General features: G+C 49.4%; 2 protein-coding genes. Both read left to right on the top strand.

Annotation, left to right across the window (positions count from 1 at the left end):
- Positions 1 to 18 precede the first annotated feature (18 nt).
- Positions 19 to 7713, top strand: coding sequence for a non-ribosomal peptide synthetase (locus tag MHH76_RS10720; RefSeq protein ID WP_023856442.1), 7695 nt, complete (start codon positions 19 to 21; stop codon positions 7711 to 7713).
- Positions 7714 to 7729: 16 nt separating this feature from the next.
- Positions 7730 to 15373 (top strand): non-ribosomal peptide synthetase, encoded by a 7644-nt coding sequence (locus tag MHH76_RS10715; protein ID WP_212922316.1) that lies wholly within the window; start codon positions 7730 to 7732, stop codon positions 15371 to 15373.
- The last annotated feature ends 19 nt before the right edge of the window (positions 15374 to 15392 follow it).

Here is a 15392-nt window from a genome sequence, read left to right as displayed (position 1 = left end):
GAAAGGTGTGTGGCATTCATGGCGCAAGAGACAGAGATTCAAGATATTTATCCATTGTCGTATATGCAGGAAGGAATGCTGTTTCATTCACTGCTTCACCCTGATTCAAACGCCTATATTGAACAAATTTCCTTCACCATCAGCGGTGATTTGTGTCTGGATTCATTTCAGAAGAGTCTGGATCTATTGATTGAACGTTACGACATTTTCAGAACGATTTATATAAAAGAGGTGCCTGATCTGGACGGGCCGCAGCAAGTCGTTCTATCACACCGAAAAGTAGCTGTTCAGACGGAGGATATTTCTGCCTTGACGGCTGAACAACAGAATACGTTGATAAATAGCTGCAAACAAGCAGATCGGCATCAACGGTTCGACCTGCAAAAAGGCCCATTAATGCGGCTGACCCTGTATCAAACAGGAGAAAAACGACATACATGCGTCTGGACCCACCACCACATCATGATGGATGGATGGAGCTTAGGTATTGTGCTGCAAGATTTTTTCCATATGTACTACGCTCTAAGAAACGGCCGGCCTTTCCACCTTGGGAAGCCGGCGCCTTACAGCACATACATGACTTGGCTTCGCGGTCAGAGTAGAGAAAAAACAGCTGCCTTCTGGTCCGATTATTTGGAAGGGTACGGGGAGCCTGTCTCTGTCCCCGGTTCAAAAAGCAAAACAACAGAAGGCGTTTATACACCGAGTCACCTTCAATTCTCACTCAAGCCGGAAACGGTTGAAAAACTTTCCGATTTAGCAAGGCGATTGGGCGTGACGTTAAACACATTGTTTACAAGTATATGGGGCTTGCTTCTGCACCGCTACAACGCGACTGATGACGCTGTATTCGGCGCAGTTGTTTCAGGGAGGCCTTCCGCCATTGACGGGATCGAATCAATGGCCGGACTGTTCATTAACACGGTGCCTGTCCGGATTCGCTCTTCTGCGGGTATGTCATTTTCTTCACTCGCCAAACAGGTGCAAAAAGACATCCTGACTTGTGAAGATCACGGCTATTATCCTCTCTATGAGATTCAAAACGAGAGCGGCTTAAACAAAGACCTGGTCAATCATATCCTTGTATTTGAAAATTATCCCGTCCAAATGCAGAAAGAGGTTAACGGCTGGGAAGAATCGGAGGAAAACGCTCTTCATCTTGATCATTTTTCCACGTCAGAGGAAACCAATTACGACTTGAATATTGTCATTGTTCCCGGTGAGACCTTTTACATAAAATTCAGCTATAACGCCGAGGTCTATGATCAAACCGACATACTTCGGCTTCAAGGGCATGTAAAAGAAGTGATCGATTGTATACTATCAGATCCCGATCAATTGATCACAAGCATTGATCCCGTGCCACTCGCTGAAAAAAAACTGATTTATTCCTTTCACGGCAAACAGCGAACTTATCCGGATCAAACAGTTTATGAGCTGTTTGAAGAGCAGGCCGCCAAAACACCGAAACAAGAGGCGCTCAGATTCAATGAAACAAGCTGGAGCTACCGTGAATTAGATGAGCGAGCTAATCAAATCGCTCGTGCGCTAAGGAAAGAAGGCGCAGGTCCAAATCAAGTTGCAGCTGTTATGCTGCGCCGCTCAAAAGAAACTGTCGCAGCTCTTCTCGGCATCTGGAAATCGGGCAGTGCGTATATGCCGCTTGATCCGGATCATCCGCCTGAGCGGCTCTCGTTTCTCTTACGCGACAGTCAAGCCAAATGGCTCGTTACGCAACAAGAACTGCTCCCTTTTATCCCTGCGGATTACAAAGGAAAGATTGTCACAATTGAAGAAACAGACGCGGAACCAAAAGCCGCTCTTTCAGCACAGTCAGACAGCGAAAATTGGGCCTACATCATTTATACATCAGGGACAACGGGGCAGCCCAAAGGGGTGCTTGTCAGCCACAGAAGCATTTCCAATACATTGCAATGGAGACGGGAAGAATACAGGATGACAGACCGAGATATCGCGCTCCATCTCTTTTCATATGTGTTTGACGGGTCAATAACAGGTCTGTTCACACCGCTTCTGTCAGGCTCCTGCGTCTTGCTGACCGATGAAGATGATGCAAAAGATGTCGTGGCTATGAAACAGCTTATCGCCCAACACGGCGTCAGCCATCTGCTCTTCGTTCCTTCCTTATACCGCGTACTGCTGGAGACCTTGACAAAAACAGACGCGGAAACACTTCGGGCTGTGACATTCGCCGGGGAAGCCGTGACACCTGATTTAATCACCGTAAGCCGCGAGATTTGCAGCAACGCCGAACTGATAAACGAATACGGACCGACAGAAAACAGCGTGTCAACGACGGTGCTGCGGAATCTTCAGAAAAGCGAGCGATTGACAATCGGACGGCCGGTTGATAATACATCTGTCTATATTATGCACGGGAACCTCCTTCAGCCGATCGGTGCTGTCGGTGAATTATGCATTTCAGGAAAAGGCCTTGCTGAAGGGTACTTTCAGCAAAAGGAATTGACAGATCAAGCCTTTACCGCCCATCCCTTTCATGAAGGAGAACGGCTGTACAGGACAGGGGATAAGGCGCGCTTTTTGCCGGATGGAACGATCGAATACCTTGGACGCCTGGATCACCAAGTAAAAGTCAGAGGATTCAGAATAGAACTAGGAGAAATTGAATCCGCACTTCGCGGTATTTCCGGGGTAAAAGACGCGGCGGCACTCGTACGCACCACAGCAGATGGAGAACAGGAGCTTGCGGCTTATGTTGTGTTGCAAAAGGAAACAGAGCGCTTGGACCTGCATAGAGCCCTTGCCGGGAAATTGCCGGCCTATATGATGCCTGACAGCTTTACAATACTGCCCAAAATGCCGCTTACAACGAGCGGAAAGCTGGATCGCTCCGGTCTCCCGGAACCGGCACATTCAGGCGGGACAGACGTCATGCCGAAAGCGCCCCGCACTTTGCTGGAAACAGAGCTTATGTCGATTTGGCAAGACGTGTTGAAGCGGGAGCGGATTAGCATACATGATGATTTCTTTCAATTGGGCGGTCAATCTCTTAAAGCGGCGGCGCTTGTCTCAAAAATCTATCAGCGGCTTAATGTTCAGCTGCCGATTCGCGAAGTCTTTTCATATCCGACGATTGCCAGCATGGCTCCTGCAATAGAACGGGTCAAAAGTGAGACCCGTCCGGAGATAAAACCAGCACCGGAAAAAAATCTGTATCCTTTGTCTTTCGCGCAAAAAAGGCTCTATGCCCTGCATCAGCTGGCAAAAGACAGTACAAGCTACAACATGCCCGCTTGCTTGGAACTCTGCGGAACACTGAACCGAAAGCGATTGAAAGAAACTTTTGCAACATTAATCGACAGACATGAGGCGCTGCGCACTTCGTTTGTTTTACAGGACGGGGAGCCGATGCAAAAAGTCGCATCATCTGCCGAAGTGAAATGGACAGAGTTGCACATCCAATCCGAGAAATCGCTCAATGAAGTGTTGGAATCGTTCGTTCAGCCGTTTGATTTTGAAAGAGCTCCGCTGATCAGAGTCTGCTTAGCCGCGTTGAACAAAGACCGGCATTTCTTCCTGCTTGATATGCATCATCTCATTGCTGACGGAATGTCAATGAGCACGTTTATTCGTGAATTCACGGCCATTTACAGCGGGAAAGAGCTGCCTCCATTGACACTGCAATATAAAGATTTCGCTGTATGGCAAAATGAACAGTTTTCAGTCGGGGCATTCGGCAGCCAAAAACAGTACTGGCTGGAAGTGCTGAAGGGGACGTTGCCGGTGCTGGACTTGCCGCTTGATCAAAAACGGCCGCTTCTCCCCGATTTTAGCGGAGACACTTTGACCACGCATATTGACAGGGAAACAGGGGAAAAGCTGCGCCAGTTAATGGATGAGACCGGTTCAACGTTATATATGGTGTTGCTGGCTGGCTTCTCAGTCTTTCTTTCTAAACTGAGCGGCCAAGAGGATATTGTCATCGGTTCGCCTGCACATGGCCGAGAACGCGCAGAACTTGATGGCGTGATCGGGATGTTCGTGAATACAATGGCGATGCGAAGCAAGCCTGAAGGGAATAAAACAGTCCGTACATATTTGAAAGAGATCAAAACACTGACACTTGAGGCTGTTGACAACCAATATTATCCGTTTGAGGAGCTCGTCCAACACCTTGACGCCCCACGAGAAGTGAACCGCAACCCGCTTTTTGACGCTATGCTGGTGCTTGAAAACAGCGATGATTTCAAGATGGAATTACCGGAACTGACGCTTTTATCACATAAACTGCCGCATCACTCGTCAAAGTTTGATTTGACTTTGCATGCCGAAGAACAAGATGACGGTACGATCAGCTGTCATTTTGAGTACAGTACCGCCTTATTTGAAAAGGCAACGGTCGCGCGCTGGTCTGATCATTTTAAAGCGCTAATCGGCAGCATGTCGGCCAATCACGACATGAAACTGTCCGACATGCAAATGCTGACTCCGAAAGAACAAAACATGCTGATCAATGCTGCAGGAGAAACGGCTGAATACCCGAGACAAGAGAACATCGCGAGTCTATTTGAAAAACAGGCAATGGCCGCTCCGGATCAAATAGCCGCCGTGATCGATGATCGGCAGCTGTCTTACCGGGAACTTGATGAAAAGGCTGAACGGACAGCTGCTGTGTTGAATGAACATGGTGTCGGTTCAGGGCAAGTGGTCGGTTTAATGACAGACCGTTCACTCGATATGCTGGTTGGGATTCTCGGCATCTTAAAAGCGGGAGGCGCCTATTTGCCGATCGACCCTGATTATCCAGCTGAACGGATCCGCTTTATGCTGAATGACAGCGGGGCCAAACTGCTGCTTACTCAATCCGGACAACAATGGGAAGAACCTATAGACATACCTGTTTTATATATTGACGAGGCAGAAAAAGCCGCAGCGAAAAGGCGGCGCCAGCCGATATCAGCCGAACAGCCGGCATATGTGATCTACACATCAGGAACAACAGGAAAGCCAAAAGGTGTAGTGATTGAACACCGCAATGTGGTCAGCCTGATCAAACATGACGAGCTGCCTTTTTCATTCGGATCCCGGGACGTCTGGACGCTGTTCCATTCCTATTGTTTCGACTTCTCGGTTTGGGAAATATTCGGCGCTCTTTTACACGGCGGAAAAATTGTCATTGTCCCGAAAGAAACCGCCCGCGATCCCCATGTCTACCGGCGGCTTTTACAAAAAGAAGGCGTGACTGTGCTAAACCAGACGCCTACAGCTTTTCACGGGCTTATCGATGAAGAATTAAGGCATTCGGACCGATTACAGCTCCGCTATGTCATCTTCGGCGGAGAAGCCCTGCAGCCCGGGATGCTGATGAACTGGATTGAGAAGTATCCAGAAACGGATCTCATCAATATGTACGGCATTACCGAAATAACGGTGCACGCCACGTATAAAAAGCTGACTCGAACCGATATGAAACACAATAAAAGCAATATCGGAAAACCTCTGGCAACCCTACAAGCCTATGTCGCGGACGCCTATATGAACCTGCAGCCTGTCGGTGTGCCGGGAGAACTGTATATCGCAGGCGCCGGAGTCGCAAGAGGCTATATCAACAGAGAAGAGCTGACCGCTTCCCGATTCATCACAAATCCATATGTCGGAGGTCAGCGCCTGTATCGTACGGGAGACATCGTCAAAAGGATGCCAAACGGCGAGCTGGAATATGTCGGCAGAAAAGATGCGCAAGTGAAGATCAGAGGATACCGGATTGAGTTGGGAGAAATCAGAAGCGCCCTTCAAGAACTGCCTCCAATCAAGGAAGCAGCAGTCATAACAAGAAATGACAAAGACGGACAGCAATCGATCTATGGATATGCGGTAACGGCGCAGAGCCTAAATGAAGCAGAGATTCGTACATCTCTCAGAACGCTCCTCCCGGAATACATGATACCCGCGCGGATCATACAGGTTGACGAACTGCCGCTGACAGCTAACGGCAAGCTCGACGAAAATGCGCTGCCAGAACCGGCGGCCAATCAGGGCGCAGGTGAAGATATAAGCCCAAGAAACGATATTGAACAGATGATGGCTGAGATTTGGGAAGAGCTCTTAGGAATGGAGGGGCTCGGTGTGAACGCCCATTTCTTTCACCTTGGCGGAGATTCTATTAAAGCGCTGCAAGTATGCGCAAGGCTAAAGCAGCGAGGCTATGAAACAACGGTTCGTGAGCTGTTTAAACATCAGACGCTTGGCGAGCTGTCAAAGCGGGTAACGAAAGTCCGGCGCGAGATTGATCAAGCGCCCGTCAACGGCGAAGTGCCGCTGACGCCTGTACAGCACTGGTTTTTCTCACAATCTTTGTCACACGATCACTTTCATCAATCTGTCATGCTGCACAGTTCCGCGCGATTTGATGAAACAGCTCTGCAAAAAACGCTCGCCCATATCGTGGTCCATCATGACGCATTGCGGATGGTATGCGGATATCAAGACGGAGTTTTAACACAGTACAACAGAGCCGAAGAGCTTGCCAAAGAGGAGCTGTTTTCGTTTGAACTGCTTGATGTAAGAGAAGCAGGATCATTAGCTCAAGAGCATGTGATGATTGAAAGGGCCGCGGAACATATTCAGAAATCGATTCAGCTTCAGACAGGGCCGCTTGTTGCAGCCGGCGTTTTTCGCGGATCGGACGGCGATCATTTGCTGCTTGTAATTCATCACCTTGTCATCGACGGAGTATCATGGCGCATCCTCTTCGAAGATTTAACCGCCGGATACAAACAGGCCCTGGCGGGAAAAGAAATCGTGCTTCCGGAAAAGACAGATTCCTATCAAACCTATGCCAAGCGGCTGACTGATTACGCAACAAGCCGACAGCTATTACGGGAAATAGATTACTGGACTGAAAGGGAAAAAACAAGAGTTGAACCGCTTCCGAAAGATGCCGAAACCATTACGAATCTGCTGCAAGATACAGACACCATAGACATTCGGCTGACAAAACAAGAAACAGAGCGTCTGTTAACGGCTGTAAACAAGCCGTATACGACAGATACAAATGACATATTACTCGCCGCGTTAGGTCTTGCGCTTCACAAATGGACCGGCAATGATCGATTCAAAATCAGCTTGGAAGGCCATGGAAGAGAAGCGCATTTGGAGGATATCGATATCAGCCGGACGGTCGGCTGGTTTACCTCGATTTATCCTGTTTTACTCGATGCAAGCCTTCCGGAGTCCGCAGATGATCATGAGCGTTTCGGCTACCACATCAAGCGGACAAAAGACATGCTGCGCCGTATTCCGTATAAGGGCGTTGGCTACGGGGTGCTGAAATACATCGGCGGCATGTGGGAACCTGAAGATTTCCAGCGTCCCGACATCAGCTTTAACTATTTGGGACAGTTTGACGAAGATATCAAGTCGAGCGGATTTCGCGTTTCTCCCGTCAAAGCGGGGCATGAGATCAGTCCGGATTGGGAGCGGCCTCATCTTCTCGATATCAGCGGCGCCGTATCTTCAGAATGTCTCGTCATGCACTTTGTCTACAACCGGCTTCAATATGAGAAAGAAACAGTACAAGCTCTGGCAGACCATGTTCAATTTTTTCTCAAAACGATCATCAAGCATTGCACAGAGAAAGAAAACCATGAAAAAAGTGCAACAGACTTCACTGATGAAGATTTAACTTTGGAGGAACTAAGCGACATTATGGGAGCTGTCAATAAATTATAGAAAAGGGGAGTCGCTGATGGTGCAGCAACCGGAAATACAAGATATCTATCCTTTATCTTTTATGCAGGAGGGCATGCTGTTTCACTCGCTGTTGGATCAGGAATCTAGAGCCTACTTTGAACAGGCATCATTTACGATAAACGGCTCGCTTGATACAGAACGGTTTCAAAAAAGTTTAGACGCGCTGATTGAACGCTATGATATTTTCCGCACTGCGTTTATACACAAAAATGTGGCAAAGCCGCGCCAAGTCGTGTTAAAAGAGCGGCAAAGCCGCCTTCAATTTGTTGATATTTCTCATCTAGACGAGACGGCTAAAGAAACATTTGTCGATCAATTCGAACATGACGACAAGAAAAAAGGATTTGATCTGCAAACAGACCCTCTTATGAGAGTATCTATCTTAAAAAGGGCGCACGAACAATATCATTGTATTTGGAGCCATCATCACATTTTAATGGATGGCTGGTGCTTTGGTATTGTGATGAAAGAATTTCTTGCGATTTACAAGGCTTTAGGAAAAGAGCAGCTTCCTGATTTTGAACCGGTTCATCCGTTCAGCAAGTATATTAAATGGCTGATGCGACAGGATCGAAAAGAAGCTGAAGCCTTTTGGAAAACAAGGCTTATCGATGTCAAACAAACCGCATCACTGCCCAAAACATCATCATCCTCAAAAGGAAAGCTTGAGCAGATGGCATTTACCCTATCTAAAGAACAGACTGAAGGGCTGCGAAAATTGGCCTTGCAAGCAGGCGCGACGCTGAATACGGTTTTTCAGGCATTATGGGGAATCATTCTGCAAAAGATCAACCGCTGTGATGACGCAGTCTTCGGCTCCGTTATTTCCGGGAGGCCGTCTGATCTTGAGGACGTAGAAAAAATGGTCGGGCTTTTCATTAACACCATTCCCGTCCGGGTCAAAAGCGGGCCGGAGTCCTTTTTGACATTGGTCAGCCACTTGCAGCAGGAGTCACTGAAAGCGGAAGCGTACAGTTATTATCCTTTATATGATATTCAGGCGCAAAGCATGCTGAAACATGAGCTGTTTGACCATATTGTCGTATTTGAAAACATACCGGCCCAGCGCGAAATTGAAAGTCTGAATCAGGCTGATGCATTCGATTTCACAGTCGATGATTTCGATATGGATGAAGTTACCAACTATGGATGCAGCATTAAAATCATTCCGGGAAGCTCGCTTTATATTCGCATAAATTTTGATATCGGACTGTATGATCCAGCCATGATGAAAAAAATCGAACTGTATTTACGCCATATCATAGGCTCTGTCATCGCTGATCCCAATCAACAAATCGCACAAATTGCATTGCTTGGCGAAGAAACTGCCAAAAAGATGCTGTACGAATTCAATCAAACAGAGCCCGCTGCACCTTTAGCACCGACGCTGCATAGCTTTTTCACCCGCCGCGCGGCGCTGTCGCCGAACTTGCCGGCGGTTCGTTTTTCCGGCGGTATCTTAACGTACCGAGAGCTTGATCAGTATACCAATCAACTCGCTATTCGGTTGAAGAAAAAAGGCGTCGCCAAAGAAAGTGTGGTCGGCGTGCTCGCCGACCGTTCACCAGAGATGGTGATCGCGGTGCTGGCTGTTTTGAAAGCCGGCGGCGCTTACGTGCCGCTTGATCCAGACTATCCTGAAGAACGGCTCAGATACATGCTCGCCGACAGTGGCGCCCGGCTTCTCGTCACAGGGCCGGGTTTGTCCGTCTCCGGATTTTCCGGGGAAACGCTTGAAGTCAATCTGTCATCACTTCGAACGGAACCAGCGGAGAACGAACCGGTTTGCGCTCATACGGATGGCGGCTCACTCGCCTATGTCATCTATACATCCGGTTCAACCGGGACACCGAAGGGCGTCGCGGTTGAGCACCGACAGGCTGCCGCCTTTTTGTCCGGGATGCAGCGCCAGTTCCCATTAACTGAAGATGATGTCATCGTGCTCAAGTCATCGTTTTCATTTGATGCTTCGATCTGGCAGTTGTTTTGGTGGATGATTCCCGGCGCCTCCATGTATTTGCTTCCGCAGGGCTGGGAGAAGGATCCCGCTTTAATGACAGAAGCCTTCACAAACGAAGGAGTGACAACGGCGCATTTTATCCCGGCGATGGCCAACAGCTTTTTAGACCAGGTCGAGATGGAAACAGAGGAGAAAAGGACAAGCCTTGCGAAAACCTTGAAACGCGTATTCGCCGGAGGTGAAGCACTCGCTCCCCAGACAGCCGCCCGATTTGCCCGGTCTTTGCCGGAGACTGCGGTCATTCACGGCTACGGGCCGACAGAAGCTACAGTGGATGCCGCATTTTTTCGGTACGACCATGAAAAAGACAGGGAACGGATGCGGCTTCCGATCGGAAAACCTGTACCGGGAGCCCGTCTTTATATTTTAGACAGTGAGAAAGCTGTCCAGCCCATAGGGGTGGCCGGAGAACTGTATATCGCAGGCGCGGGTGTCGCAAGGGGCTATTTGAACCGTCCGGAGCTGACAGAAGAACGGTTTCTCGATGACCCGTTTTATCGAGGGGAACGCATGTATCAAACGGGCGATCTGGCGAGATGGCTCCCGGATGGAACCGTTGAATGGCTGGGCCGCATGGACGGCCAAGTGAAAATCCGCGGCTACCGAATCGAACCGGGAGAAGTCGAAGCGGCGCTTCGCCAGATCGACGGCGTGCGGGAAGCGGCGGTTGTCGCCCGGACAGAAGGGGAGGAAACCGAGCTTTACGCCTATATTGAAGGTCAGGATCAAAAGACCGCAAGGACAGAACTGGGCAAACGCCTGCCGGCCTATATGATGCCTTCATCATTCATCGAGATGCGTGAGTGGCCTGTCACCCCGAGCGGCAAGCTTGACCGCAAGGCGCTGCCCGCTCCCGACGGAGCGGCTGAACGACGCGTTTACACCGCGCCGCGAACCATCACGGAAATGAAGCTCGCCAAGCTTTGGGAAGAGGTGCTGAAATACGGCCCTGCCGGCACTCGCGACCACTTTTTCGAACAAGGCGGCCACTCGCTGAAAGCGACAGCGCTTGTCTCCCGCATTGCCAAAGCCTTTGGCGTGCAAGTGCCGCTGAAGGAGATCTTTGCCAAGCCGACACTGGAAGAGCTCGCCGCCGTGATTCAGGAATTGGATGAAAGCCCGCATGCGGCGATTGAACCGGCGGAAATACAGGACACCTACCCGGTGTCCTCGGCGCAAAAGCGGATGTATGTCCTTCAGCAGCTGGAAGACGGCGGTGTCGGCTACAATATGCCGGCGGCGCTTAAGCTGACAGGACCGCTCGACCGCGCCCGGCTTGATGAAGTATTCAGGCAGCTGATCCGCCGCCACGAATCGCTCAGGACGTCGTTTGAAACCGGGGCAGACGGCGAGCCTGTCCAGCGCATCCATGATGATGTCCCGTTTCAGCTGATGGAGTTGGCGGCGGCTGAAGACTTTGTCCGTCCGTTCCGGCTTCAAGAAGCTCCGCTTTTCCGCGCCGCTCTTGTGAAGGAAGCAGAGGAGAGTCATCTGTTGTTGGTGGACATGCATCACATCATTTCCGACGGGGTGTCTGTCGGCACCTTAATCCGCGAATTCAGCGAGCTGTACGCCAGCCGGACGCTTCACCCGCTGCGGATTCAATATAAAGACTACGCCGTCTGGCAACAGGCATTCAAACAAGGGGAGGCGTACAACAGACAGGAAGCCTATTGGCTGAAGCAGCTCGACGGAGAGCTGCCGGTGCTTGAGCTTCCGGCCGACAACGCCCGCCCGGCGGTACGAAGCTTTGCCGGAGATCATGTGTCCTTTTCACTTGATGCGGACACTTCATCCGGCCTATACAAGATCGCCCGCGACAACGGCTGCACCCTGTATATGGTTCTTCTCGCCGCGTATAGCACGCTTCTTGCCCGGCTCAGCGGACAGGAGGACATCATCATCGGTTCGCCGATCGCCGGAAGGGCGCACAAAGACTTAGAATCTGTCATCGGCATGTTTGTCAACACATTGGCGATCAGGACGCGGCCGGTAGAAAACAAATGTTTCAGCGATTTTTTAAGGGAGGTCCGCGAAACGGCGCTTGAAGCGTACGAACATCAGGATTATCCGTTTGAGGAGCTTGTCGACCGGCTTGATGTCGTCCGTGATATGAGTCGCAATCCGTTGTTTGACGTTATGTTCGCTCTGCAAAATATGGAGCGGGAATCACTGACTCTGCATGACTTGCATTTGACGACTATAGCTCATGACGCCCATAAAGTCTCTAAGTTTGATATGACTCTTTATGCAGCTGAAGAAGATCAAGAGACAATCCGTTTTGATGTTGAATTCAATACAGACATCTATCAAAAACAAACGATAAAGAAATGGCTTTCCTACTATATTCATATTCTCCATCATGTGATCGAACATCAGAACATTCATCTCGGAGATATCCATGTATTAGATGAACATGAGACAAGCTCATTCATTCACACATTTAATCAGACAAAACAAGACTACCCGAAACACGAAACGATCAGCCGTTTATTTGAATATCAAGCAGCCAAAACACCTCACGCCCCGGCCGTTATATATGACAGGCAAACCTTGACTTACCGTGAACTAAACCAACGCGCCAACAGAATAGCCGCTGCGCTTCGAGCAAATGGCGTCGGTTCAGAAAGTGTTGTCGCACTATTAACAAGTCGCACCCCTGAACTTGCGGTCGGAATTCTAGGTATTTTAAAAGCCGGCGGAGCCTATCTTCCCGTCACTGAAGACATGCCGACAGAACGGCTGGAATGGATGTTGTCTGACAGCAATGCTGTGATGCTCCTCCAATCAGATCGATTAGAATCTCATATGGCAGGAAAACGGTTATTCATAGAAGACATCCAGCTTGAGGCCGGCATTTCAGCAAACAATCCCGAACAGCAGGGCGGTCCTGATTCTCTCGCTTATATCATGTATACATCCGGATCAACCGGCACGCCAAAAGGCGTAATGGTTGAACAGCGCGGCGTCGTCCGTCTCGTAAAAAACAGCGATATGGCATTTTCACCTGAAGACAGGATTTTATTGACAGCGTCATTGGGATTTGACGCGATGACATTTGAAGTATTCGGACCGCTATTAAACGGCGCTTGTTTATACATCAGTGACAAGGAAACTTATTTAGATTCCGATCGGCTCAAGACATTCATACAGCAGAACGGCATCACGACTTTATGGCTGACATCATCCTTATTTAATCAATTATCAGAACAAAATGAACGAACATTTTCCGACCTGTCCAGATTGATTCTCGGCGGAGAAGCCCTGTCGCCAAACCATGTCAATCGCGTTCGCAACACGGCGCCGGATCTCGCGCTATGGAATGGCTACGGCCCAACGGAAAACACAACATTCTCAACGTGCTTCCGGATCGAACACGAGTATAAGCATTCCATTCCGATCGGCCGCCCAATCGCTAATTCAACCGCTTATATTGTCAACAGCCGCGGGAGATTGCAGCCTATGGGTGTCATCGGAGAATTATGCGTTGGCGGGGACGGGCTAGCCAGAGGCTACTTCGGGAGACCTGAACTGACGAAAGAAAAATTTGTGCCAAATCCCTTCACACCTGGTGAACGAATGTACCGGACCGGTGATTTGGCCCGCTGGCTGAAGGATGGGACGATTGATTATATCGGCCGGATGGATGATCAAGTTAAAATTCGCGGCTACAGGATTGAGCTGGGAGAAATTGAAGCAGCATTGCGGCAGATTGACGGTGTCAAAGAAGCCGCCGTCATCGTGCGAACCGGTCCCTCAGGACATAAAGAACTCCTTGCCTATATGAGTCTGCAAGCGGAAATGAATATCGAGAAAGTCAGATCTCTTCTTTCTCAGCAATTGCCCGGGTTTATGATCCCGGCGCATTTGGTTGAGCTTGCCGCCTTGCCTCTGACACAAAACGGAAAGCTCGACAGAAGAGCGCTGCCTGAGCCGGAGACCACAGCAATCAACACAGCATACGCCCCTCCGCGCAACCAGCTGGAGGAGCGGCTTGCCGTGATCTGGCAAGAGGTGCTCGGCGTTGAAAAAGTCGGGATTGAGGATTCGTTTTTCGAACTGGGAGGCGATTCGATTAAAGCCCTCCAAGTATCTGCGCGCCTTGGACGGTTTGACTTGAAAATCACGGCAGGCGACTTATTCCGCCATCCAACTATTAAAGAAGCCGCGCCTCTCATCCGCAAGACTGAGAGAAATATAGATCAGCGGCCGATTGAAGGAGAAGTACCTTGGACGCCCGTTCAGCGCTGGTTCCTCGCACAGCATATCGAAGAGAGGCAGCATTTCAACCAATCTGTCATGCTTCATAGCTCAGAAGGATTTCAGGAACAGCCGCTTCGAACAGCTTTACAGCATCTTGTCATCCATCATGATGCCCTCCGCATGACAATCATCGATGACGGCGGCCAGCTGCAGCAATTTAACAGGGGAATTCATGGAGAACTTTACAGCCTGAACATAAGAGACCTTTCTAAAACGGCACAATGGGAGAAGCTGATTGAAGACGAAGTCGCTGATTTGCAGCGCAGTATCCATTTGCAAACAGGCCCACTGCTAAAAGCAGGCTTGTTCAACACAATGTCGGGAACTTATTTATTTCTCACCATTCATCATTTGGTCGTCGACGGGGTCTCATGGCGGATTTTGCTTGAGGATTTATCGGCAGCATACAGTCAGGCGGCCGCAGGACAACCGGTTCAGCTTCCGCGGAAAACGGACTCATACCAATATTTCGCAAACCGGCTTGCCGAATACGCAGAGAGCAGCAAGGTCATTCGCGAACAATCGTATTGGCGCACTGTTGAAAAAGAAAAAGCCGCTTTACTTCCTTGTGAAAAACCGCATAGCGCTGCGGACAACATTCGGAAAACGGAAAGCTTTACCCTTTCCGAAGAAGACACACACGTTTTAATCCACAAGGTTAACAACGCCTACAACACAGACACCCAGGATATTCTGCTGACGGCAGCATCATTAGCCCTGTGTGATTGGATGGGAGAGAGGAAACTGCGGATCGCGATGGAAGGACACGGGAGAGATCACACCCTACCTGAATTGGATATCAGCCGGACAGTCGGCTGGTTTACCACAATATATCCTGTGTTGATTGATTTACATCATGCAGCCGAAGGCGAGTTGGGGCTGGCAGTGAAAACAGTCAAAGATACACTCGGCAGAATACCGGACAAAGGAATGGGATACGGCATTTTGAAATATTTAACATCCTCTGAAAACAAAACAATCCAGTTCGGCAAAGCGCCTGAAATCGGTTTTAACTATTTAGGGCAATTCAATGATACAGAACGCCAACAAAAGTTCAGCTTTTCGGGGCTTGCAAGCGGGAAAGACATTACACCTACATGGCAGCGTGAGCAAACGCTGGAAATGAGCGCCATGGTAAGGCAAAATCAGCTGCATTTCAATTTGAGCTATCCGCCAAGCCGGTTCCATACAACAACAATGAAACAGCTGCTGCACATGGTGAAACATAATTTGCACCAAATCATCAAACATTGCGCACATAAACAAGAAACAGAGAAAACGGTCAGCGATTTTAGCAGCCAATCGTTAACAGCGGAAGATTTGGACGATATTGCGAGCTTTGTCGAGGAACTGTAGGAACAGGAGGCAGGGAAAA

The sequence above is a fragment of the Bacillus sp. FSL L8-0193 genome (genome assembly GCF_037976065.1).
GTDB lineage: Bacteria > Bacillota > Bacilli > Bacillales > Bacillaceae > Bacillus > Bacillus paralicheniformis.
This window is presented reverse-complemented; position numbering and strand designations above follow the sequence as displayed.

Bases quoted from the DNA above. Each gene is read 5' to 3' on its own strand.
- MHH76_RS10720 (WP_023856442.1), top strand. From the start codon at position 19: ATGGCGCAAGAGACAGAGATTCAAGATATTTATCCATTGTCGTATATG.
- MHH76_RS10715 (WP_212922316.1), top strand. From the start codon at position 7,730: ATGGTGCAGCAACCGGAAATACAAGATATCTATCCTTTATCTTTTATG.